Origin of the sequence: Oleomonas cavernae (assembly GCF_003590945.1) — a bacterium.
Lineage (GTDB): Bacteria > Pseudomonadota > Alphaproteobacteria > Zavarziniales > Zavarziniaceae > Zavarzinia > Zavarzinia cavernae.
In genome coordinates, this window is sequence record NZ_QYUK01000008.1 from 444,344 (window position 1) to 468,003 (window position 23,660).

Below are 23,660 nucleotides of genomic sequence, written 5' to 3' on the forward strand. Positions count from 1 at the left end.
CATGACCAGCCGCGATACCTTGCGCTTCCTGCTGGGCACCGAACTGCGCGAGATCAAGGTGATGGAGCCGACCACGACCGTGCTCGATCATCTGCGCCTGGTCGAACGGCGCACCGGCACCAAGGAAGGCTGTGCCGAGGGGGATTGCGGCGCCTGCAGCGTCGTCGTGGCGCGCCCCGGCGAGGGCAACCACCTGACCTACCGCGCGGTCAATGCCTGCATCCAGCCCCTGGGCACCCTGGACGGCTGCCAGTTGATCACCGTCGAGGATCTGGCCGCCGCCGATGGCACCCTGCACCCCGTGCAGCAGGCCATGGTCGATGCCCATGGCTCGCAATGCGGTTTTTGCACGCCGGGCTTCGTCATGTCGCTGTTTGCCATGACCAAGGCGGATCTGGCCGCGCCGGACGACCAGGATATCGACGAGGCCCTGGCCGGCAACCTGTGCCGTTGCACCGGCTATGCCCCCATCGCGCGCGCCGCGCGGGACCTGGCCGACGCGCCGGCACCCGATCAGTTCGATCTGGCGCAAAGCCAGACCCTGACCCGGCTGCGCGCCCTGGACGATGGCGCCCACCTGGCCTTGAGCGATGGCAAGGGCCGGCGCTTCTTCGCCCCCGCCAACGGCGACGCGCTGGCGGATGTCCTGGTCGACCATCCCCAGGCGACCATCGTCGCCGGTGCAACCGACGTCGGCCTGTGGTTCACGAAACACTTGAAGCGTCCCACGCCGCTGGTCTGGATCGGCCGCGCGGCCGACCTTGCCCGGATCGAGGAAACCCCCGCCGGCATCGAGATCGGGGCGGGCGTCACCTACAGCGACGCGCTGGAGACACTGGCCCGCCTGTGGCCGGATTTCGGCGCCGTGCTGCGCCGGCTGGGCTCGACCCAGATCCGCAATGCCGGCACCATCGGCGGCAATGTCGCCAACGGCTCGCCCATCGGCGATACCCCGCCCATGCTAATTGCGCTGGGGCCAGGTTGCATCTGCGGGCCGGGGCGATGCGCCGGGTGCTGCCGATCGAGCACTACTTCCTCGACTACGGCAAGCAGGACCGGGGCCTGAGCGAATTCGTCGAGAAGATCTCGATCCCCCGGCCGCACCCCGAAACCGTGTTCAAGGCCTACAAGATCTCCAAGCGCTTCGACCAGGATATTTCCGCGGTGCTGGGCGCCTTCTGCCTGACCTTCGATCACGACCGTATCGTCGCCGCGCGCATCGCCTATGGCGGCATGGCCGGGACGCCCAAGCGCAGCCCCAGCGCCGAGGCGGCCCTGACCGGCAAACGTCTCGACCGCGCCGCGATCGAGACGGCGATGGATGCGCTGGCCGCCGATTTCACGCCGCTGACCGACATGCGCGCCTCGGCCGACTATCGCATGGCGGTGGCGCGCAACCTGCTGCTGCGCCTGCTGGCCGAGGCGGACGACAGCGGTGTCGAGACACGGCTGTGGGACAAGCGGGAGATCAGCCATGACCATGCCTGACCTTGCCGTCCATCGCCCGACGCCGCACGAGAGTGCCGCGCGTCATGTCACCGGCACCGCCCATTACGTCGATGATATTCCCGACCCCGCCGGAACCTTGCACCTGGCCCTGGGCCTGTCGGAACGGGCCCATGCCAAGGTGACCCATCTGGACCTGTCGGCGGTGCGCGCCGCCCCTGGGGTGGTGCTGGTGCTGGCCGGCACCGATATGCCCGCCGAGGTCGACATCAGCCCCATCCACGCCCATGACGAGCCGATCCTGGCCCGCGACGAGGTATTGTTCTATGGCCATCCCCTGTTCGTCGTCGCCGCGACCACGCGCGATGCCGCCCGCCTCGCCGCCCGCCTGGCCAGGGTAACCTACAAAGACCTGCCGGCCGTAACCGATATCGCCGCGGCGCGACCGGGCGGCACCCTGGTGACCCCGCCGATGACCCTGGCACGGGGCGAGGCATCCGCCGCCATCGCCGCATCGCCCCATGTCATCGAGGGCCGCCTGACCGTGGGCGGGCAGGAGCATTTCTACCTGGAAAGCCAGATCGCGCTGGCCATTCCCGGCGAGGGTGACGAGATGCGGGTGCTGTGCTCGACCCAGCACCCCAGCGAGATCCAGCACATGGTCGCCCACACCCTGGGCGTCGCCTCCCATGCCGTCAGCGTCGAGATGCGGCGCATGGGCGGGGCCTTCGGCGGCAAGGAAACCCAGGGCAATATCTTCGCCTGCCTGGCGGCCCTGGTCGCCCGCAAGACCGGCCGCGCCGCCAAGCTGCGCCCCGACCGCGACGACGACATGATCGTGACCGGCAAGCGCCATGATTTCGAGATCGACTACAAAGTCGGCTTCGACGACGACGGCAGGGTGCAGGGCATCGAAGGCCTGTTCGCCGCCCGCTGCGGCTATTCGGCCGACCTGTCAGGCCCGATCACCGATCGCGCCCTGTTCCATGCCGACAATACCTATTACTACCCAGCCGTAAGGCTCACCTCCCTGCCCTTGAAGACCAACACGGTTTCCAACACCGCCTTCCGCGGTTTCGGCGGGCCGCAGGGCATGGTCCTGGCCGAACGGGTGATGGACGAGATCGCCTTCCACCTGGGGCTCGACCCGCTGGAGGTGCGCAAGCGCAACCTCTATGGCCAGGATACACGCAACGTCACACCCTACCACCAGACCGTCGAGGACAATGTCGCGCCCCGCCTGATCGCGGAACTGGAGGCCAAGTGCCGCTATGCCGAGCGGCGTGCCGCGCTCCATGCCGCGAATGCCACGAGTCCGGTGATCAAGCGCGGGCTGGCGTTGACCCCGGTCAAGTTCGGCATCTCCTTCACCGCGACCCATTACAACCAGGCCGGCGCCCTGGTGCATGTCTATACCGATGGCAGCATCATGCTGAACCATGGCGGCACCGAGATGGGCCAGGGCCTGCATGTGAAGGTGGCCCAGGTGGTGGCCAGCGAATTCGGTTTGGGGGTAGAGTCGGTGCGCATCACAGCGACCGATACCTCGAAGGTGCCCAACACCTCCGCCACCGCCGCCTCGTCGGGCTCGGACCTCAATGGCATGGCCGCCCAGGCGGCGGCACGCACGATCCGCGAACGCCTGACCGCCTTCGCGGCCGAACGCTGGCAGGGGCAGGCAGCGCAGGTCGCCTTCGCCGACGGCATGGTGCAGATCGGCGGCGAGACCTTGAGCTTTGCCGATTTCGTCCGCCGGGCCTACGCCGCCCGCATCCAGCTATCGGCCAGCGGCTTCTACAAGACGCCCAAGATCCACTGGGACCGGGCATCGGGCCGCGGCCGGCCGTTCTATTATTTCGCCTATGGCGCCGCCTGCTCGCAGGTCGCGGTCGACACCCTGACCGGCGAATACCGGATGGAACGGGTGGATATCCTCCACGATGTCGGCAAATCCCTGAACCCGGCCATCGACATCGGCCAGATCGAGGGCGGCTTCGTCCAGGGCATGGGCTGGCTCACCACCGAGGAATTGTGGTGGGACGACAAGGGTCGCCTGCGCACCCACGCCCCCTCGACCTACAAGATCCCGGCCTGCGGCGACCGGCCGATGCACTTCGAGGTCACCTTGCTCGACGCGCACGAGAATGCCGAGGAGACCATCTTCCGCTCCAAGGCCGTGGGCGAGCCGCCGTTCATGCTGGCCATGTCGGTGCTGCACGCCCTGTCCGACGCCATCGCCAGCGTCGCCGATCACAAGGTCTGCCCGCGCCTGGACGCGCCGGCGACACCCGAGCGGGTACTGGCGACCATCGAGGCGCTGAAAAATCCCTCTTAAATGGTTTTTCCTATTAACATTCTCCTTTTACGATAGAATACTTTCGTAGACCTCTATGGGTTCGGACTCGCCCCCTAAAATGACACAGGACACCATCTCACCCTTGGTCGACAAAGGAAGCCGTCCGCCCATGACTCAGTTGCGTGCATATGTCGCTTTTGAAGGCGGCGGAGCCAAAGGCTTGGTGCATATCGGCGCACTCAAATTTCTTGAAACCAAGAATGTTCTGTTTAAGGGATTTGCCGGAACCTCTGCGGGCGCGATCATCGCGGCGCTGAAAGCGGCGGGGTACGCAGCCGATGACTTGGTCGATCCAATCGCCAAGACGACGTTGCTCGACGATCAGCCAGTGCAGATGCGCGATGCCCTTGATCTACTTGGCCGCTGGAACTGGCGAAAGATTCAGGCAATAGTTTTTGCAGCATCCAAGATTCCGTATTTCCCGCGGCTTTACCTCGTTGCAACTCTGTTGTCGTTTGGTGCGCTGTTTAACGCCATGTTCGAAGACAACCGGATTGGCATGGTGCTATTTGCCGCAATTTTTGCGTTGCTTCTGTTTGTTCTCAGCCGAGTAATTCTTGGCGTTGCAACACTGGATCACTTCCGCGACCATTTTGCAGAACTGTTGCGTCTTCGGATAGCGCCGGCTTCGCCTGATCACATCGTCTGCTTTCGAGATTTCGGGCCGAAAACAGGCCGGCCAGATTTGATGATCGTCGCAACGAACATTACTGGGGGGCGGATGACGCTTTTTTCCGCAGACACTACCCCGAACGTACCCGTCGCTGATGCAGTTGCGGCATCAATCTGTATACCTGCCATCTTCCGGCCTTGGAAGATCGAGGGTCAGCACTACTATGATGGAGGGCTCGTCTCTAACCTGCCGGCGTGGCCGTTTGACGAAATGCGAGCGATCGACCCCGACGCCTACACCTTTGCGATAGAGATTGAAGGGAATGACAGGTCGCTGGACGCCGACGCCGACGGATTCCAGTGGATTCGTCAAATCCTCCGGACAGCGGTATTCGGGTCGTCTTTTCTGAGCAAACGTGCAATCGGTCGGCTCGAAGTTGTTAAGATGAGGACAGAAACCGGCCTTCTCGAGTTCGATCTTCGCCGTGATGCCGTTATGAAATTGGTCGCAGATGCTACGGCTTTCGCCGCCGCGGACATCGGCACAAACCTGTTTGCCAACCCTGCAATCCTGCATGAGGCTTGTGGAAGATTACGGGACGCTGCCATACAGGTATTTCGGGATACAGTTGAGGTTTTCGCTGCCGGCGCTTTCGTCGGGCGCGTTCGCGTCGCTGTCGCTATGCTTGAAGACGGCTATACTAGGTCACTACGCCTGCGACATGGCGTCGGTTTCGAAACCGATACGGACGAAGCCCTGCTTCTACCGATCGACGGATCTTTTGTCGGCGAGGCCTGGAATAAGAAGGAGCGCTATTTTACCGTCATGCCGGATGGTTGGGCCGAGGCACCGGAGTGGCCGATTGGCTCACTTGAAGGGCCCGAGAATAGGCAACTGCGAAAGCTGATTTGGCCAAACTTAATGTGGTCACTTTCGGTGCCGATATTGGGCGGTGACGGCAAGGTCCAATTTGTTGCTGTGCTGGACGGCAATGATAGAATCGGACCGACCTCGGCAAAACTCGAAGCAGTCATCGACTTGATTTCCGACCATGCGAAGACAATATTCAAAACGGCGGTGGAGAAATTGATCGTTTTGGCCTGACCTGGATAGCGTTTTGTACACCATTTGACCGCGATTGCGGTCCCAGGGTGGCGTGGTCGATGATTGCGTGGTTTGGCGCCGTTCAGCCCCTTGGAGGGAGTAACATGAAGCTAAACATTGTCCGTATCGGTCAACCGGAAACCTCGCTTTTGCGGGTTGAGCCGGTAGCGCTTGATCCGGTCGTCGTTTCGCGAAGCAACACTCTCGTTAATGCATCGGCGGCGGCACTCGATCTAAAAATCGAAGAAATTATTCGCGACAGAGATCTGCGCATCTCGACGATAAGTGATACCGCGATGCTGCAGGCACTAAAGCACCCCGGCTAGTCTGCTCAGCCGAACTCAGCCTTTGGATACGGCGCTGGCACAGCTCGTCCGCGCGCTGGCGGCGACAGGTGCCGCGGCGATCCTGGTGAGCGTGCGCGAGGCGCAAGGCTCGACCCCGCGCGATGCCGGCACGATGATGCTGGTCACCACGGAGGCGATTCACGGCACCATCGGCGGCGGGCGCCTGGAATGGACAGCCATCGCCAGGGCCCGGGAGATGATTGCGGCCGGCGAGCTTCATGCCTTGATGAGCCTGCCGCTGGGTCCGGCGCTCGACCAGTGCTGCGGCGGCCATGTCCTGCTCAGCCTGGACCGGGTCGATGCCGCCCTGGCCGACAAGGTCGAGGCGGCGGAACGCGAGGAGGCCGCGGGCTGGCCCACCGTCCTGCTGTTCGGGGCCGGCCATGTCGGCGCCGCCCTGGCCCAGGCGCTCAGGCCCCTGCCGCTGGTCCTGCACTGGTTCGACGAGCGCGCGGAGGCGGCCGAGGGCGCCGTTGCGGGCGATCTCGAGGGTGCCATCGCCGCCGCCCCGCCAGGTTCCGCCGTGCTGGTGATGACCCATGACCACCCGCTGGATTTCCGCCTGACCGCGCTTGCCCTGGCGCGCGGCGACCTCGCCTATGTCGGCATGATCGGCTCCGCCACCAAGCGCGCCCGCCTCATCCGCCACCTCGGCCACGAGGGCTACAATCCGGCATTGGCCGATCGGCTGACCTGCCCGATCGGCGGCCGCAACGTCCGCGACAAGCGCCCCGCGGTCATCGCCGCGCTGGTCGCCGCGGAACTACTGGCGGTGCTGTCGCCATAAGCCCCGCGCCGCCGCTTGCGGGGGAGAGGGCTTTAGGTTCAGGCAGCCGAGACTTTCTGCTCGGCCACCTCGCCGATCGCCTCGAGGATGGCGGCACTGCCGCGGTCGAGGATGAAATCGGCAAAGGCACGGGTCTTGGCGGCGACCAGGCGGCGATGGGGGTAGACCACCGAGATCGAAATCGGCGGCGGCGGGAAGTCCGGCAATACCGGCACCAGGCGGCCGTCGCGCAGATAATCCGCCACTTCCCACAGGGGCTTCATCACCACGCCGTGGCCGCGCAGGGCGAATTCGGTCAGGATCTCGCCGAAATCGGCATCGACCGGGCCGGAGACGGCCAAGGTTACCGGACCGTCGGGACTGGAGAGGACCCAGCGCACCGGCCGGGCGCCGGGCAGGCGCAGGATCAGGCAGGCATGTTTCAGCAGGTCCGCCGGCTCGGCCGGGGTGCCGTGGCGCTTCAAATACGCCGGGGCGGCGCACAGCACCTGGGGGCAGTCGGCGATCTTGCGGGCGATCAGGCTCGAATCCGCCAGGGTGCCCATGCGCAGGGCGACATCCATGCCCTCTGCCAGCAGGTCCAGCACATGGTCCGACAGGCGAAGCTGGACCGAGACTTCCGGATGGGCCTCGCGGAAATCGGGCAGGATGGGCGCCAGGATCTGGCGGCCGAAGCCCAAGGGCGCTGTGATGCGCAAGGTGCCGCGCGGCAGGCGCCCGGCATCGGCCACCGTCGCCTCGGCCCGTTCCAGGGTCGCCAGGACATCCTGGCACGCCTCGTAGAAGGCGGAGCCGTGCTCGGTCGGCTTCACCCGCCTGGTGGTGCGGTTGAGCAGGCGCACGCCCAGATGGGCTTCCAACTGCTGCAGGCGATGGCTGACCACGGCGGGCGACAGGCGCATGTGGCGGCCGGCGGCCGACAGGCTGCCCAGTTCCAGCACACGGACGAAGACCCGGATATTTTCGATCAGCGCCAAGAGCCCAGCCTCTATTCTTCTGATATTTTTGAAGATGATATGGTCAGTGAAAAGGTTTTCTTTGCGTAACGCAACTGCAACGATGCTGCGGTGCAAAATGCGTGACGGCGCGCGGAGGGGTGATGGACCCGATTGTCTGGGATTGGATCGGCGCCGGCCTGCGCTGGCTCCACGTCATCGCCGGCATCGCCTGGATCGGCAGCTCGTTCTATTTCGTTCACCTGGATTCAAGCCTGAAGCCGCGCGAGGGCCTGCCGCCCGGCGCCTATGGCGAGGCCTGGCAGGTCCACGGCGGCGGCTTCTACCACATGGTCAAGTACCTGGTGACGCCGCCCAACATGCCCGACGAGCTGACCTGGTTCAAATGGGAGGCCTATGCCACCTGGATCTCGGGCTTCGCCCTGCTGGTCTTCGTCTATTATTTCGGCGCCGAGCTTTACCTGATCGACAAGGCGGTGATGGACCTGTCGCCCTGGGCCGCGATCGGCATCAGTGTCGGCTCCCTGGTCCTGGGCTGGGCGGTCTATGACCTCTTGTGCCGCTCGCCCATCGGCCGTTCCGAGGCCTGGCTGGGCCTGGTAGGCTTCGGCTTCATCGTCGCCGTCACCTGGGGCTTTACCGAGTTCTTCTCGGCCCGCGGCGCCTTCATGCAGGCCGGCGCCCTGATGGGCACGATCATGGCGGCCAATGTCCTGATGATCATCATCCCCAACCAGCGCAAGGTGGTGAAGGTGCTGCTGGCGGGCGGCACGGCGGACCCGCGGCTGGGCCGCATCGGCAAGCAGCGCTCGATGCACAACAACTACATCACCTTGCCGGTGGTCTTCGTGATGATCGCCAATCATTACCCGCTGGCCTATGGCGCGGCGCAGAGCTGGCTGATCCTGGCCTTCCTGATCGTGATGGGCACCGCCATCCGCCATTTCTTCAACACCATGCACAAGGGCCTGCCCGCCCCCTGGTGGACCTGGTGGATCGCCGGCGGTTGCGCCCTGATCATCGTGGCGCTGAGCCGCGGCACGCCGGCCGACCCGACCACGACCACGGGTTTCCTGCCACAACCCGCTGTCTCGGCGCAGGCCGTCACCCTGGCCCAGGCCAGCGAAATCGTCTCGACCCGCTGCAGCATGTGCCATGCCCGCGAACCGGTGTGGGACGGCATTATCACGCCGCCCAAGGGTGTGCTGCTGGATACGCCCGAGCATGTGGCCGCCCATGCCGAGGAGATCTATGTGATCAGCGTGTGGACCCACGCCATGCCGCCGAGCAACATCACTGAGATGACGATCGAGGAGCGCCGCCGCCTCGCCCGCTGGATCGCGGACGGGCAGGCGGCGCGACTGGCACAACAGTAAGCCAGGCTCAGCCCACGGCGCTGCGCTTCTTCTTGCCCGGATCGTCGAAGGGCAGGCTATGCGCGGTCGCGCTGGCGCTCAGCTTGGCGCCTTTGACCTCCAGCGGCGTGCCGTGGACGGCGGCGGCGACGTCGAGGCGGGCGATGGCCATCGATTTGCCGGTCAGCTTCGAGGTCATCGCGCAGGTGACGACGCCGACCTTGGCGCCGCCGCTCCACAGTTCGTCGCCGGCGTCCGCCGCCACGTCCGCCTCGATCAGCACGCCGAAGATCTTGAAGCGTTCCTGGCCTTTCAGCTTGTAGTGCTGTTCGGCCCCGCGGAAGCCGACCTTGCCGGGGCTGACGGTGAAATCGAGGCCCAGTTCCCACAGCGTGTCGCCCGGCGGCTGGTCCGCGAAGGGATACATCTGCGAATTGTCGTAAGGGTAGAACAGCAGATAGCTTTCGACCCGCAGCATGTCGAGCACGGTGAAGCAGCAGGGCACGATGCCCATCCCCGCGCCTTGCGTCAGGATCGTGTCCCAGATCACCGGTGCGTCGGCGCCCTTGCAGAAGATCTCGTAGCCGCGCTCGCCGGTATAGCCGGTGCGGGAAATCATCACCGGCTTGCCGAACAGCCGGGTCTGGGTGTGATGGAAATAGGGCAGGTCGCGGATACCCGGCACATGCCCGGCCAGGAAATCCACCGCCACCGGCCCTTGCAGCGACAGGTCGTGGAGATCGTCGTCGAACAGCACGGCGACATTGCGCGCCTGGGCCGCCTTGGTCAGTTCCTCGTGCCCGGTGCCGGTGCCGTGCACCACCATCCAGGCATTGGGCCCGGTGCGGTAGAGGATGCAGTCGTCGGTGAAATGGCCGGCATCGTTCAGCATGCAGGCATAGGCCGACTTGCCGGGATAGATCTTCGACGTATCGCGCGTGGTTACGTATTCGATCACCGCCTGGGCATGGGGGCCGACCAGGTGCATCTTCTTCAGGCCCGAGACATCCATCAGCCCGGCCTTGGTGCGGATGGCGACGTGCTCGTCGCCCATGTCCTTGGCATAGGTCCAGGCGGTGCCCATGCCGCTCCAGTCCTCGAGCTTCGAGCCCAGCGCCAGATGGCGATCAGCGAGGACGGATGTTCTCCAACTCAACGGCATGAAGCCCCCTTGAGACGCGGCACGAGATACTTTCTTCACGGTAACGTATTTTTCTCTCTACGCAATATCCCGCGCGTAATTCATCATTCCGGACGATTGCTCGACGACCTTGGATTCGGATTGCCTAATTTTTAGGCGACGCGCACCGGCCCCTCACCGAGCCCGCTGCGCGGACAGGCACTTCTGCCTTGCGCCAAAAGTTGATCAAGGATAAATATTTTTTCCAACGAATATCGCTACGGCAAGGAGCCGGCCATGAGCAGCACGAAGACCTGGGGTGGGGAAGAGTTCTGGGGTCTTGGCTTCGAATGGGACCCGCAATGGGTGCTGAACGATGCGCAAAAGGCGCTGCAGGCCAGGCTGATCGAGCTTTGCGCGGCCACGATGCGCGACAATGCGATCGAAAGCGACAAGACCTATACCTACCCGCGCAAGAACTTCGAGGCGATGGCTGAACTCGGCCTGCTGGGCCTGCTGGTGCCTAAGGAACTGGGCGGCCTGGGCGAGTCGCACACCTGCGCCGCCATGGTGGTCGAGACCATTGCCCGCTATGGCTGCCCGTCGACCGCCATGTGTTACACCATGCACCTGGGCGCCACCGCCGCCGCCCTGCTGCGCCACCACGACAATGCCCGCCTGACCGATATCCTCAAGCGCCTGGACAAGGATGTGCTGATCGGCACCCTGTCCTATTCCGACCCGGAAACCGGCTCCCACTTCTGGTACCCGATCTCGTCCAAGGCGGAACGCCATGGCGACGGCTGGAAGGTGTTCAAGAAGGCGTCGTGGACCACCTCGGGCGGCTTTGCCGACTGGTACATCGTCCAGACCACCAGCCCGGATTTCGCCGGCGACTATTCCGACCTGTCGTGCTTCCTGATCCCCGCCGATGCGGTTAAGTCCGATCCCTCGTCCTGGGACGGCCTGGGCCTGCGCGGCAACCAGTCGGGCCCGATCGAGGTCAACGGCGTGGTCCTGCCCAAGGATGCCCTGGTCGGGCCGACCGGCGACGGCGCCCGCTCGAACGACGAGGCGGTCGACCCGTTCTTCCTGCTGTGCTCGTCATCGTGCTGGAACGGCATCGCGCTCGGCGTGATCGACATCGCCAAGCGCCACACCACCCGCAAGACCCACAACGACGTGGGCATGCGCGTCGCCGACTACCCGACCATCCAGGACTATGTCGGCGAGGCGATCATGGACACCAACGCCTCGCGCGCCTTCGTCTTCCAGATGGCCAAGGCCCTGGACGACGTCACCAATGGCTGCGACTGGTCGGTGCATACCGACCTCGACGCCCTGCCCCGCGCCACTTTGCTGCACTGGATGTGGCAGGTGAAGTTCATGGCGGCCAAGAATGTCGCCCATGTCACCGACAAGATGCTGCATGCCTGCGGCGGCACCGGCTTCCGCCCCGCCCTGCAGATCGAACGCTATCTGCGCGACGGCAAGGCCGGCTGGGTCATGGGCCCGACCAACGAGGTGCTGCGCCAGTTCGTGGGCAAGGCCTCGCTACTGGGCTTTGGCTCGCTCGACTATTGGAACAAGTCGGTGAACCACCGCGTCCTCGACAACGAGATCAAGAAGCTCGATGCCGAGGGCCGCCGCCAGCTTGCCGAAAAACTCCTGGCCGACGACAAGCAGAAGGTTGCCTGACCATGGCAATGGTCGAGCGGTTCGGCGTCGCCGGGGGGACCAGCATGGCAGTCACCCTGGGGGCCGGCGACCGCCTGACCATCCGCGACGCGGAGGGCTTGCAGCCGGCCGGGCTGGTCGTCCTCGAGGGCGATCTCGGCCCGCTGCCCGAGCGCCTGCTGACGGGCGCAACCGCCCCCGGCAGCAGCGTCACCCTCGAGGCCCCCACCGCCTCCACCGTCGTGATCTCGGCCCCCGGCGCCGACATGGCGCCGGACGAACAGGCCCCGCCCACCGACCTGGTGGTGGAGATCGCCCGGCACGGCGCCAATGCCCGGCCCCTGCCGCCGCCGCTGGGCAGGGTCAAGGCGGAATTGCACATCGATGCCGCCACCGCCAGCGCCTATAAGGTTTCGGCCGGCGACTATATCCAGGTGATCGACGTCGACGGCAAGCAATGCTCGGACTTCCTGGCCTTCGATGCCGCACGGCTTGACGATGGCGAGGAGATCGGCATCGACGCCACCACCACCACCACCCTGCTGGGCGCCGCCTATCCCGGCCCCGGCCTCCTGTCCAAATTCTTCGACGGCCGGATGCGGCCGCTGGTCGAGGTGGTGCGCGACACGGTGGGCCGGCACGACACCTTCGCCCTGGCCTGCACCGCCAAGTATTACGAGGACATGGGCTATCCCGGCCATCCCAGTTGCTCCGACAACTTCAACGGCGCGCTGGCCCCCTACGGCATCGCCCCGCGCAAGGGCTGGCCGGCGATCAACCTGTTCTTCAATACCGCCATGGGGTCCGACAACCGCCTGTCGTCGGACGAACCCTGGTCGCGGCCCGGCGACTATGTGCTGTTCCGCGCCATGACCGACCTGGTCTGCGCCTCCTCGGCCTGTCCCGACGATATCGATCCGTCGAATGCCTGGATGCCCACCGACATTCATGTGCGCATCTACGACAAGGCGCAGGAATTCTCCAAGGGAAATGCCCACCGCATGACGCCCGACGCCATTCCCCGCCTGACCCGGACCAGCGGCTTCCATGACCGCACCAGCGTCCTGACCCGCAACCTGGTCGATTACCGCGGTTTCTGGACGCCGGACTGCTATGCCGGCAACGGCCCGATCGACGAATACTGGGCGGCCCGCGAGCGTTGCGTGGTCATGGACCTGTCGGCCCTGCGCAAGTTCGAAGTCATCGGTCCCGATGCCGAAGCCCTGCTGCAGAAGGCCCAGACCCGCAACCTGGCCAAGCTGGCGGTGGGCCAGGTGGTCTATACCGCCTTCTGCTACGAACACGGCGGCATGATCGACGACGGCACCATCTTCCGCCTTGGGCTGCAAAACTTCCGCGTCGTCTGCGGCGACGATTACCTGGGCGTCTGGCTGCGCCAACTGGCCGAACAGCACGAACTGAAAGCCTGGGTCAAATCCTCGACCGATCAACTGGGCAACCTGGCCGTCCAGGGCCCCTTGAGCCGCACCGTCCTGGAACAGGTGATCTGGACCCCGCCTGTCCAGGCCAGCATCACGGAACTGAAATGGTTCCGCTTCACCATCGGCCGCATCGGCGGGCCGCAGGGCCCGGCCGTGGTGGTTTCGCGCACCGGCTACACCGGTGAACTGGGCTTCGAGATCTGGTGCCATCCCAAGGATGGCGTCGCGGTATGGGATGCGATCTGGGCAGCGGGCAAGCCCCACGGCCTGGCCCCGCTGGGCCTCTCGGCCCTGGACATGCTGCGGGTCGAAGCGGGCCTAGTCTTCGCCGGTTACGATTTCGACGACCAGACCGACCCGTTCGAGGCCGGCATCGGCTTCACCGTCGCCGACAAGGCGGAGGACTATGTCGGCAAGACGGCGCTGGCCCGCCGGCGCGCCAACCCCTTGCGCAAGCTGGTGGGGCTGGAGATCACCGGCAACGAGGCTATCGGCCATGGCGACTGCCTCCACATCGGCCGGGCGCAGATCGGCGTGGTGACCAGCGCCGCCCGTTCACCCCTCCTGGGCCGGACCATCGCGCTGGCCCGCGTCGATGCGCTCTATGCCGATCTGGGCCGGACGGTGGAGATCGGCAAGCTGGACGGCCAGCAGAAGCGCATTGCCGCCCGCGTCGTCCGCTTCCCGCACTACGATCCCGAGAAGACGCGGGTCCGCGCATGATGGCCGACACCATCCCCAGCCGGCCCCGCTATGAACGGCTGCGCCGCGACGAGAGCGGCCGGCGGCACCTGCTGGTGACCGACGGCGAAACGGTGCCGGCGCAAAGCCTGGCCGAGGATGGCGGCGGGCTCGACGCGGTCGAGACCTGGACCATCACGCGCAGCAGCCGCGCCCTGTCCAGCCCATTGGCGCCTGAGAACCTGCCGCGCCGGCACGTCTTCCGCTCCAATGCCCATCTGATGGCCAGCCTGGAACGCCGCCTGAAGGATGAGAGCATCGGCTTCCGCCTCTATGCCGTGGGCACCGAGCCATTCCTGTGGGATGTCGCGGCACTTGCCCGCGGCTTTGGGCTGAGCACCGGGGAATGTTTTGTCGCCCATGCCGGCTCGCTGAAGCGGCGGGTGATCTGCGTGCACTGCAAGGCCGTCACGGACGAGGTTGTGACCAACATCGTCGCCTGCAGCGGCTGCGGTGCCCAGCTTCTGGTGCGCGATCATTTCTCCAAGCGGCTGGCGGCCTTCATGGGGGTGCAGATCGATTCTGAAGTGCCGGGTGACCTTCCCCCGTCGAGGAGGTCTTCCCGTGATCGCCCACGGCCCCCTGACCTTGAAGGTGCGCAGCGCCGAACCCTTGGGGCACAGCCTGAAACGCCTGGTGCTGGAGGCGGCCGACGGCGGCCCCCTGCCATCGGCCGGGGCCGGCGGCCATATCCAGTTGCGGCTGAAAGGTCCCACCCGCGGTTGGCGGAATGCCTATTCGCTGACCTCGCCGCCCGATGCCCGCGACCACTACGCCATCATCGTCCGCCGGGTCAGCCAGTCGCGCGGCGGCTCCGCCTTCGTCCACGAGGCAGTGGGGGCCGGCACCATCGTCGAAGCCGGCATGCCCAATAATTTCTTTGCCGTCTCCAACGTCGCGCGCAAGCACCTGCTGGTCAGCGGCGGCATCGGCCTCACCCCTTTCCTGTCCTACCTGGAACAGTTCCGCCAGCGCGGCAGCCCTTTCGAGCTGCACCACCTGTGCCGCGCGGAAGACATGCCGGTGTTTGCCCGCCTGCTGGAACCCTTCGGGGCCCGCTCGATCCACCTGCACCCCACCCGCCGCGGCTTCGATTTGGCGGCGCTGCTGGCCCGGCAACCGCTAGGCACCCACCTCTATACCTGCGGGCCGCACAGCCTGATGGACCAGGTACTTTCCACGGCCTCGGATCTGGGCTGGCCGGCGTCCAAGCGCCATGCCGAATCCTTCGGCGAAACGGCGGTGGGCGGCGCCCCGTTCCATGTGCTGCTGGCCAGGAGCGGCATCGAAATCGCCGTGGGGCCGGAGCAAAGCCTGCTCGAAGCCCTCGAGGCCGCCGGCATCGATGCCCCCTGCCTGTGCCGTGGGGGCGCCTGCGGCGAATGCCGCCTGCCCCTGCTGGAGGGAGTCGCCGATCACCGCGACGATTTCCTGTCGGCCGAGGAACACGCAGCGGGCAAGTTGATCCTGACCTGCGTGTCGCGTGCCAAGGGGCCGCGCCTCGTCATCGACCTGTGAGGCTTGCATGGGCCTGATCTTCAAGCCGACCGAAACCTTCCGGGGCGACTTTTCCTATCGCAACAGCGATGCCGCCCTCCTGCGCTTCCCCTTCCCGTTCCCGGAAGACGCCTACATGTATGCGGTGAACATCGAGCCCCATGTCCGCGGCGGGCCGACCGCCGCCTACGACCATGTCTTCGATGTCGACGAGCATTACATCGCCGAATGCCACGAGCGCGCCCTGGTGCTGGAACAGGATCCACTACGCTGCCAGGTGCTGCCGCACATGATTACGGCGGAATGGGACACGCTGGAACTGATCATGGAGAGCCTGGCGACGGATTACCCCGCGCAGTTTTCGCTGGCCCGTGAGGGCGACCGCTGGACCTGGGTGAACCGGCCGCTGGGCATCACCCAGGCCTTCACCTTCGGCGATGCCGCGACCCTGCCCTGCGGCCCGTTCGAATACATCACCCGCCAGGCCCAGGGCGATTTCACCATCCAGGACCAGCGCGACGACAACCTGTTCATGGACGGCGGCATGGTCACCACCCAGGCCGACTGGTCGCTGCACGTCGACCTGGGCATGGCGTTCCACGAATGGCATGGGCCGGTGCCCCTGGCCCACCCGATCGGGGTGTTCGACCGGGCGCTGAAATACCTGCTGCGCCTGCAATACGGCCGGCCGGTGCGGCGCCTGAACTGGACCATGACCATCAACCCGCGCCTGGACACCTCGCCCGAGAATTACCCCGTGTGGGGGCCTGACCGCACCACGATCACGCCCGACAACGTGGCCGACAAAGTGCACCTTAGGGTCGAATTGCAGACCCTGTTCCGCCTGCCACGCTCCAACGGCGTGCTGTTCGGCATCCGCTGCTACCTCGCCTCGGTGCGGGAACTGGCCCGGGTGCCGAAATATGCCAGGCGGCTGCACCGGGTGCTGCGCGACCTGCCGCCGGAGATCATCGACTACAAGGGCCTGACCCGGTTCCGGCCGATGGTGATCGACTGGCTGGCCCCGTTCGACGACGGCGCCCCGCTCGCCAGCGGCACCGCGCCGGAGATCGATGCGCTCTAACGCCAACGCTTGGCTGCCTTGACGATCCTGGGCTTGTTGCGCACCGTGCCAGCCCGCACGGTGCGGACAAAGTCCATCTCAAGGGCCACTGCCGATGACGTCCCTGCCCCGCATCGTTTTCCTCGACAGCGACACGCTTTCGCCCCAGACCCGGCTGCGGGCGCCGGATTTCGCCCATGAGCTGACCCTCCATCCGCGGACCAAAGCGGCGGAAGTCGCGGAAAAAATCGCCCAGGCGGACGTGGTCATCACCAACAAGGTACCGGTCCGGGCCGAGGCGATCGCCGGTGCCGCAAAGCTGAAACTGATCGCTGTGGCCGCCACCGGTACCGACAATGTCGACCTCAAGGCCTGTGCCGAGCGCGGCATCACGGTCAGCAATATCCGCGGCTATGCCGTCAACACCGTGCCGGAACACACCTTCGCCCTGATCCTGGCCCTGCGCCGCAGCATCGTCGCCTATCGCCAGTCGGTGCTGGACGGCCGCTGGCAGGATGCCGGGCAGTTCTGCTATTTCGACTATCCCATGAAAGATCTCGCCGGCTCGACCTTGGGCGTCATCGGCGGCGGCACCTTAGGAAAGGCCGTGGCCAGGCTGGGCCAGGCCTTCGGCATGACGGTGATCTTCGCCGGCCGCAAGGGGGCAAGCGAGGTGCCGCCCGACCGCACCCCGTTCGAGACGGTCCTGCGCACCAGCGATGTGCTCACCCTGCACCTGCCCCTGACGCCGGCGACCCGCAACCTGATCGCAGGCCCCGAATTCGCCCTGATGGCGCGCCAACCGCTGATCGTCAACACCGCGCGCGGCGGCCTGATCGACGAGGCGGCACTGGGCGAGGCCCTGGCCCGGGGCCAGGTCGCCGGCGCTGGCATCGATGTGGCAACGCCCGAACCGCCGCCGCCCGATCATCCCCTGATGGCCCTGGCCAAGCTGCCCAATGTGATCGTCACCCCGCATGTCGGCTGGGCGGCGCAGGAGGCGATCCAGGCCCTGGCCGACCAGTTGATCGACAATGTCGATGCCTTCTGGCGCGGTGCCCCGCGCAATTGCGTCACCCCGGCATGACCGGCGACAAAGAGATCCTGCGCGGCCTGTTCGACGCCGCCCTGGCCGCCGCCCTGCCCGACGGCCGCTTTGCCGGCCGCCTGCCACCGCCGCCTAGGGGCCGCACCATCGTGCTTGGTGCCGGCAAGGGGGCCGCCCGCATGGCCCAGGCCTTCGAGGCCGCCTGGGAATACCCTTGCGAGGGCCTGGTCGTCACCCGTTACGGCCATGGCGCGGCAACACGATCGATCGAGGTGGTCGAGGCCTCGCATCCCGTGCCCGACGCGGCGGGCGAGCGCGCAGCCGCGCGCATCCTGGCGCTTGCAGCCGGGGCCGGGGCCGACGACCTGGTGATCTGCCTGATCTCGGGCGGGGCCTCGGCCCTGCTGGCCCTGCCCGCCCACGGCATCACGCTGGAGACCAAGCGGCGCATCAACAAGGCCCTGCTCAAATCCGGTGCCGCGATCGACGAGATGAACGCGGTGCGCAAGGCCATGTCGGCGATCAAGGGCGGCCGGCTGCTCGCCGCCGCCCAGCCGGCGCGCTGCATCACCTACCTGATCTCGGACGTGCCGGGCGACGAGCCGGCCATCATCGGCTCCGGCCCCACCATCCCGGATGCGACGCCGGTCGAGGCGGCGCTGAGCATCCTGGCCCGCCATCGGATCGAGGTGGAACCGGCACTTGCCACGGCGATCAGGGCGAACACTTTACCCCAGGTGTTGCCCGGCGAGATCCATATGCTGGCAACGCCGAAGATGGCACTGGATGCCGCGGCGGCCCATGCCCGTTCGCTGGGGTTCACCCCCCTGATCCTGGGCGATGCCATCGAGGGTATTGCGACCGAGGTGGCGACGGTCATGGCCGGCATCGCCCAAAGTGCCGCCCGCCACGGTGCGCCGGTGGCCCGGCCGGCGGTGCTGCTGTCGGGCGGGGAAACCACGGTGATGGTCAAGGGCCATGGCCGCGGCGGGCGCAATGCCGAATTCCTGCTGGCACTGGCCCTGCGCCTGGACGGCCTGGCCGGCGTGTCGGCCATCGCCTGCGACACTGATGGTATCGACGGCTCGCAAGACAATGCCGGCGCCTGGATCGGCCAGGATATCCTGGCCCAGGCAAGATCACGCGGGCTCGATGCCCGCGCCTTCCTCGACAACAACGACGCCTACAGCTTCTTCGCGGCGCTGGACCGCCTGGTGGTGACCGGCCCGACCCTGACCAATGTCAACGATTTCAGGGCGATTTTGATCCGGTAGGTCGAGTCCCCTCTCCGCCGTTTGCGGGGGAGAGGGAGGGGCCCATTGCGTCAGCAATGGGAGGGTGAGGTGGTGGGCCGGGACAGATCTCACTCTATGCCATCGACCCACCTCACCCAACCCTCTCCCCCCTGAAGGGCGGAGAGGGCTACTACCCCCGGAACACCACCGTCTTGTGACCGTTCAGCAGGACGCGGTCATCCAGGTGGTAGGCCAGCGCGCGGGCCAGCACGCGACGCTCGATATCGCGGCCCTTGGCCACCAGTTCCTCGGCCGAATCGTGGTGGGTGATGCGTTCCACGTCCTGTTCGATGATCGGGCCTTCGTCGAGGTCGGAGGTGACGTAATGCGCCGTCGCCCCGATCAGCTTGACGCCCCTGGCATGGGCCTGGTGATAGGGCTTGGCCCCTTGAAGCCGGGCAGGAAGGAATGGTGGATATTGATGCAACGCCCGGTCAGCTTGGCCGCCAGCCCGTCCGAGAGGACCTGCATGTAACGGGCCAGGACCACGACGTCCGTGCCCGTCTCCTTGACCAGGGCCCAGATCGCCGATTCCTGTTCCAGCTTGGTTCCCTTGCTGACCGGCATGTGGTGGAAGGGAATGCCGTCGAAATCGAGGTGGGGATAGGTCTCGCGCGGGTGGTTGGAGACGACCGCCGCGATCTCCATCGGGATCTCGCCGATGCGCCAGCGATAGAGCAGGTCGGCCAGGCAATGATCGAACTTGGAGGCGAGCAGCATCACCTTGCGCTTCTCGCCCCGCTGGCGAAGGCCCCAGTTCATGCCGAATTCCTCGGCGATGGCGGCAAAGCCCGCACGCACCTCGGCGAAGCTGGCCTTGGGGGTCACCTGGTTGAACACCACGCGCATGAAGAAGCGCCCGGTTTCGGTATCGTCGAACTGGTGCGCCTCCAGGATATTGCCGCCGACCTCGAACAGATAGGTCGATACCCGGGCGACGATGCCCGGGCGGTTGGGGCAGGACAGGGTCAGAATCGCGTCATGGGCGGACATGGTTTGCTCGTCGGCTAGATTGAGAATCCGGGGTGGTGGGAAGAGCGCGCGCCGCGCCGCCCCTCAACCTCGTCCCTTGGCGGGAACAACCTCGATCCCGAATTCGGCACCGCTGGCAATCAGCCAAGCCATGAAACTCACCCAATAGCTGCGCGCGATCAAAAGCGCGAAACGGGGCGTCGCGTCAAGGCACCAAAGGGTGACGCCGATATGGGCGACGATGGTGGTCGCGGCACTCCCGGGCGGGAAGGCAGCCGCATGCAGGTCCAGCGGCACGCCCTTGGCCAGGCATTTCAAGACCGACGGACCCGACAGGGTCACCGGGACGAAGCCGTCGCTCTGCTCGGTGACTGAGGCAACGCCATGCAGGCTGCGGCCGAGATCGGGCGGCGCGCCCAGGACCAGCCAGCGCCCGGGGCCAACCGCCACTGCCCCCAGTGCCCCCGCACCGACATGGGCCGGGCGCCTGGGCAGGGTCAGGCCGTAATTGATCGCCATCAGTTCGGCCAGGCCGGCCGCGCCGTGGCGGCGCTCGGCCACGCTGGCGATCGACAGGCCTTCGATCACCTCCGCGGTGACACCGGCCAGGCCCTCGGCCACACCATGACGGCCATAGATCTGCGCGGTCTCAAGCACGGAGCCGCTCCCCCGCCGGATCGACGAACACCGGGTTGCAAACCTCGACCAGGATATCGCCCAGCCCACGCACCGGATCGACCGCGCGCACCTGTTGGCCCAGGCGCGTGGCACCTTCCGCCATCAGCCCCAGGCCGATCCAGGTGTCGGTGTGCGGCGAATAGGCGACCGAGGTCACGTAACCCAGGTCGTTGGCCGCATCCGCCGGCGCGCCCGTGGCAATGAAGTGGGCACCGGCCCGCAGGCGCGCCTTGGGATCGACCGGGCGCAGGCCCACCAGGCTGGGCCGCCGGGGATCGGTCAGGCCCGGGCGATCGGCCATCACCTTGCCGATGAAGTCCTTCTTGGCCGACATCATCCGCCCCAGCCCCAGGTCCATGGCCGTGGTCTGGCCCGAGAGTTCGTTGCCGGCCGGATGGCCCTTCTCGATGCGCATCACGCCCATCGCCTCGGTCCCGTAAGGCGTGGCACCGGCCGCCAGCAGGGCATCGGCCACGGCCGGGGCCTGGGCCGCCGGCACCGCCAGCTCGTAGGCCAATTCGCCGGAGAAGGAGAGGCGGAAGAGCCGTGCCTTGATGCCGCCCAGCACCGTCAGTTCCAGCACGCCCATATAGGGCAGCGCGATATTGGAAATATCGAACCGGGCATCGACCAGCCTGGCCAAGGTCTCGCGCGATTTCGGTCCTGCCACGGCGATCTGCGCCCATTGATCGGAGATCGAGGTCAGTTGCACGTCCAGTTGCGGCCACAGCACCTGCAGGCAGAATTCCAGGTGCTGGAACACTTTCACCGCATTGGCCGTCGTCGTGGTCATGACGAAGTGATCGGAGGCGAGGCGTGCCGTGGTGCCGTCGTCCATGACCATGCCGTCCTCGCGCAGCATGACGCCGTAGCGCGCCTTGCCCAGGCCAAGGCTCGAGAACATGTTGATATAGACCCGGTCGAGCAGGGCTGCGGCGTCCGGCCCCTGGATATCGATTTTTCCTAAGGTGGAGACATCGCAAAAGCCGACGCTGCCGCGCACGGTTTGCACTTCCCGGGTTACGGTGGCCAGCCAGTCGCGCTCGCCGGCTTTCGGGAAATACTGTGCCCGTAGCCACGGGCCGGCCTCGACGAAGACCGCGCCCTGCGCCTTGGCCCATTCATGGGTGGGGGTGAGCCGCGTGGGACGGAAATCCTTGCCGCGATGGTGCCCGGCCAGCGCGCCGATGGCGACCGGCGTCCAGGGCGGGCGGAACATGGTGGTGCCGGTCTGCGCAATGCCCTGCCCGGTCAGCGCCGCCATCACGGCCAGGCCGTTCACATTGGCGGTCTTGCCCTGGTCGGTCGCCATGCCCAGCGTGGTGTAACGTTTCAGATGCTCGACCGAACGGAAACCCTCGGCATGCGCCAGCGTGATGTCCTTCACGGTGACATCGTTCTGGAAATCGATGAAGGCCGGCCCTTTGCCATCCTCGACCAGCCAGAAGGCGCGGATCGACGCCGGCTCATCAGATGCCTTGGGCACGGCGCCCGCCTCGATGCCAAGGGCCGATGCCGCCGCCCATGCACCGTCAGCCAGGCAGGCGGCAAGGGTCAGCTTGCCGGCGGCAGCACCCGCGGCGATCAGGCCAGGGGGTGCCTTGCCGGGGACGAAAGCGGCCAGCGCCGCGTCCCACACCGGCCGGCCGCCGTGATGGCTGGTCAGGTGCAGGTTGGGCGACCAGCCGCCGGAGACGGCAAGGCCGTCGACCGCGATCTTGCGCCGGGCACCGCCCGCGACGAGCTCGATTGTTTTCAGACGCTTGCCGGCCGTACCGATCACCCGGCCGCCCAGAACGACCTCGACACCCAGTTTCGCCAGCGGCGCGGCCAAGGCCGGATCCACCGTCTCGCGCACATCGATCACCGCCGCGATATTCACCCCGGCGGCGGCCATGTCCGCGGCGGCACTCCAGGCGGAATCATTATTGGCGAAGACCGCCAACCGCTCGGCCACGACAACGCCGAAGCGCCGGGCATAGGCCCGCGCCGCACCGGCGGTCATGATCCCCGGCCGGTCGTTGTTGCCGAAAGGGATCGGCCGTTCGGTGGCGCCCGCCGCCAGCACCGCCGCCTTGGCCGAGATCTGCCACAGGCGCTGGCGCGGGCAGAACGGCGGCGGCAGGGCCATGTGATCCGCCACCCGTTCCAGGGCGCCATAGGTGCCGTGGTCGAACACGCCGAAGACACTGGTGCGCGGCATCACCGTAACCGTGGACGCGGCGGCCAGTTCGGCCGCCGCCTGTGCGGCCCAATCCAACCCCGCCATACCATTGATCTCGGCTGTCTCGGCCAGCAGGCGCCCGCCCAGGCGGTGATCTTCCTCGGCCAGGATCACCCGCTTGCCGGCCCGCGCGGCAGCCAGCGCGGCCATCAGGCCGGCCGGACCGCTGCCGATGACCAGCAGATCGCAGAAGGCGAAAGCCTTTTCGTAAGTGTCGGGATCTGCCTGCGTCGCCGCCCGGCCCAGGCCGGCGGCACGGCGGATCGCGGGTTCGTAGAGCTTCTCCCAGAAGGCGGCCGGCCACATGAAGGTCTTGTAATAGAAGCCCGCGCCAAAGAACGGCGCCGCCAGGCGGTTCACCGACAGGACATCAAAATTCAGGCTTGGCCAGCGGTTCTGGCTGGCGGCCTCGAGGCCGTCGTAAAGCTCGACCATGGTGGCACGGCTGTTGGGCTCGCGCCGCGCGCCGCCGCGCAGTTCGACCAGCGCATTGGGCTCCTCCGGCCCGGCGGAGGCGATACCGCGCGGCCGGTGATACTTGAACGAGCGGCCGACCAGGGTCACGCCATTGGCGAGCAGGGCCGAGGCCAGGGTATCGCCGCCATGCCCGGTGAAGGCCTTGCCGTCGAAGCTGAAACCCAGCGCGGTGCCACGATCGATCAGGCCGCCGCTGGCAAGACGCCGGCTCATGATCGGCCGCCCCGGGCCAGCCGGGCGCCGGTCACGCTGTGATCCAGGGTGTCGCGCTCCACCACCAGCCAGCTACGACAGCCCTGGCCGTGGTACCACAGTTCCTGCAGCAGGCCCGCCGGATTGTCGCGCAGATAGACATAGTCGTGGAAACCCTCGGCCGTTTCCGGCCGGTGCGGGCCGGCATCGCCCAGGTAGCTGAATTCATGGGCGTCGCGCAGGCCGCAGAAGGGACAGGGCAGTTTCATC

The 23,660-nt window shown here is 66.4% G+C and carries 18 protein-coding genes and 2 pseudogenes; 14 read left to right on the forward strand and 6 right to left on the reverse strand.

What is annotated here, in order from left to right:
- The first annotated feature begins 1 nt into the window (after nucleotide 1).
- From D3874_RS02400 to xdhC, 6 genes are all read left to right on the forward strand, one after another.
- Nucleotides 2-1,066, forward strand: a complete 1,065-nt coding sequence (locus D3874_RS02400; RefSeq protein WP_233559796.1) for a xanthine dehydrogenase small subunit — start codon at nucleotides 2-4, stop codon at nucleotides 1,064-1,066.
- Nucleotides 1,003-1,488, forward strand: coding sequence for a hypothetical protein (locus D3874_RS29875; protein WP_233559797.1), 486 nt, complete (start codon nucleotides 1,003-1,005; stop codon nucleotides 1,486-1,488). The genes D3874_RS02400 and D3874_RS29875 overlap by 64 nt, the downstream gene beginning before the upstream one ends.
- Nucleotides 1,475-3,781, forward strand: a complete 2,307-nt coding sequence (gene xdhB / locus D3874_RS02405; RefSeq protein ID WP_119776052.1) for a xanthine dehydrogenase molybdopterin binding subunit — start codon at nucleotides 1,475-1,477, stop codon at nucleotides 3,779-3,781. Before D3874_RS29875 ends, xdhB begins: the two co-directional genes overlap by 14 nt.
- 130 nt (nucleotides 3,782-3,911) lie before the next feature.
- The gene (locus D3874_RS02410; protein ID WP_158595786.1) at nucleotides 3,912-5,519 is read left to right on the forward strand and encodes a patatin-like phospholipase family protein; all 1,608 of its coding nucleotides are present in this window, start codon (nucleotides 3,912-3,914) and stop codon (nucleotides 5,517-5,519) included.
- Between the two features lie 104 nt (nucleotides 5,520-5,623).
- Complete coding sequence (locus tag D3874_RS27785) at nucleotides 5,624-5,845, forward strand: hypothetical protein (RefSeq protein WP_147385489.1); 222 nt, start codon at nucleotides 5,624-5,626, stop codon at nucleotides 5,843-5,845.
- A gap of 22 nt (nucleotides 5,846-5,867) precedes the next feature.
- Entirely contained in the window at nucleotides 5,868-6,653 is a 786-nt protein-coding gene (xdhC, locus tag D3874_RS02415; RefSeq protein ID WP_233559798.1) for a xanthine dehydrogenase accessory protein XdhC, read from the forward strand.
- Nucleotides 6,654-6,691: 38 nt separating this feature from the next.
- On the opposite strand, the gene D3874_RS02420 is transcribed toward xdhC, so the two are convergent.
- On the reverse strand, nucleotides 6,692-7,630 hold the full coding sequence (locus tag D3874_RS02420) for a LysR family transcriptional regulator (protein WP_119776058.1): 939 nt from the start codon (nucleotides 7,628-7,630) through the stop codon (nucleotides 6,692-6,694).
- Nucleotides 7,631-7,752: 122 nt separating this feature from the next.
- Between D3874_RS02420 and D3874_RS02425 the strand changes: the two genes are divergently transcribed.
- Nucleotides 7,753-8,985: a urate hydroxylase PuuD gene (locus tag D3874_RS02425; protein WP_119776060.1), complete on the forward strand. Its 1,233-nt coding sequence runs from the start codon at nucleotides 7,753-7,755 to the stop codon at nucleotides 8,983-8,985.
- Nucleotides 8,986-8,992: 7 nt separating this feature from the next.
- Here D3874_RS02425 and D3874_RS02430 read toward each other — a convergent pair whose 3' ends face one another.
- Nucleotides 8,993-10,126, reverse strand: a complete 1,134-nt coding sequence (locus D3874_RS02430; RefSeq protein WP_119776062.1) for an aminomethyltransferase family protein — start codon at nucleotides 10,124-10,126, stop codon at nucleotides 8,993-8,995.
- A 255-nt stretch (nucleotides 10,127-10,381) separates the two neighbouring features.
- Here D3874_RS02430 and D3874_RS02435 point away from each other — a divergent pair, with 255 nt between their 5' ends.
- The 7 genes and pseudogenes from D3874_RS02435 (at nucleotide 10,382) to D3874_RS02465 (ending at nucleotide 18,826) form a co-directional block, all read left to right on the forward strand.
- The gene (locus tag D3874_RS02435) at nucleotides 10,382-11,782 is read left to right on the forward strand and encodes an acyl-CoA dehydrogenase family protein (protein ID WP_119776065.1); all 1,401 of its coding nucleotides are present in this window, start codon (nucleotides 10,382-10,384) and stop codon (nucleotides 11,780-11,782) included.
- 44 nt (nucleotides 11,783-11,826) lie between these two features.
- Nucleotides 11,827-13,926 (forward strand): DUF1989 domain-containing protein, encoded by a 2,100-nt coding sequence (locus tag D3874_RS02440; RefSeq protein WP_233559799.1) that lies wholly within the window; start codon nucleotides 11,827-11,829, stop codon nucleotides 13,924-13,926.
- Nucleotides 13,926-14,411 (forward strand): annotated as a pseudogene (locus tag D3874_RS31815) (dimethylamine monooxygenase subunit DmmA family protein); the annotation flags it as partial. The gene D3874_RS02440 and the pseudogene D3874_RS31815, both read left to right, overlap by 1 nt.
- Before the next feature lie 97 nt (nucleotides 14,412-14,508).
- The gene (locus tag D3874_RS02450; RefSeq protein ID WP_119776071.1) at nucleotides 14,509-15,462 is read left to right on the forward strand and encodes a PDR/VanB family oxidoreductase; all 954 of its coding nucleotides are present in this window, start codon (nucleotides 14,509-14,511) and stop codon (nucleotides 15,460-15,462) included.
- A 7-nt stretch (nucleotides 15,463-15,469) separates the two neighbouring features.
- Nucleotides 15,470-16,525: a heme-dependent oxidative N-demethylase family protein gene (locus D3874_RS02455; RefSeq protein WP_119776073.1), complete on the forward strand. Its 1,056-nt coding sequence runs from the start codon at nucleotides 15,470-15,472 to the stop codon at nucleotides 16,523-16,525.
- Nucleotides 16,526-16,619: 94 nt separating this feature from the next.
- The gene (locus D3874_RS02460; RefSeq protein ID WP_119776076.1) at nucleotides 16,620-17,591 is read left to right on the forward strand and encodes a D-2-hydroxyacid dehydrogenase; all 972 of its coding nucleotides are present in this window, start codon (nucleotides 16,620-16,622) and stop codon (nucleotides 17,589-17,591) included.
- Nucleotides 17,588-18,826 carry a glycerate kinase type-2 family protein gene (locus D3874_RS02465; protein WP_119776079.1) on the forward strand — a complete coding sequence of 413 codons (1,239 nt, stop codon included), beginning with the start codon at nucleotides 17,588-17,590 and terminating at the stop codon, nucleotides 18,824-18,826. The genes D3874_RS02460 and D3874_RS02465 overlap by 4 nt, the downstream gene beginning before the upstream one ends.
- Nucleotides 18,827-19,100: 274 nt before the next feature.
- Here the strand turns inward: D3874_RS02465 and D3874_RS02470 are convergent.
- From D3874_RS02470 to D3874_RS02485, 4 genes and pseudogenes are all read right to left on the reverse strand, one after another.
- Nucleotides 19,101-19,840: pseudogene (locus tag D3874_RS02470) on the reverse strand (formyltetrahydrofolate deformylase); the annotation flags it as partial.
- 63 nt (nucleotides 19,841-19,903) lie between these two features.
- Nucleotides 19,904-20,476, reverse strand: a complete 573-nt coding sequence (locus D3874_RS02475; RefSeq protein WP_119776082.1) for a sarcosine oxidase subunit gamma — start codon at nucleotides 20,474-20,476, stop codon at nucleotides 19,904-19,906.
- Nucleotides 20,469-23,411, reverse strand: coding sequence for a sarcosine oxidase subunit alpha family protein (locus D3874_RS02480; RefSeq protein WP_119776085.1), 2,943 nt, complete (start codon nucleotides 23,409-23,411; stop codon nucleotides 20,469-20,471). The genes D3874_RS02475 and D3874_RS02480 overlap by 8 nt, the downstream gene beginning before the upstream one ends.
- The gene (locus D3874_RS02485; RefSeq protein ID WP_119776087.1) at nucleotides 23,408-23,659 is read right to left on the reverse strand and encodes a sarcosine oxidase subunit delta; all 252 of its coding nucleotides are present in this window, start codon (nucleotides 23,657-23,659) and stop codon (nucleotides 23,408-23,410) included. The genes D3874_RS02480 and D3874_RS02485 overlap by 4 nt, the downstream gene beginning before the upstream one ends.
- Between the last annotated feature and the right edge of the window lies 1 nt (nucleotide 23,660).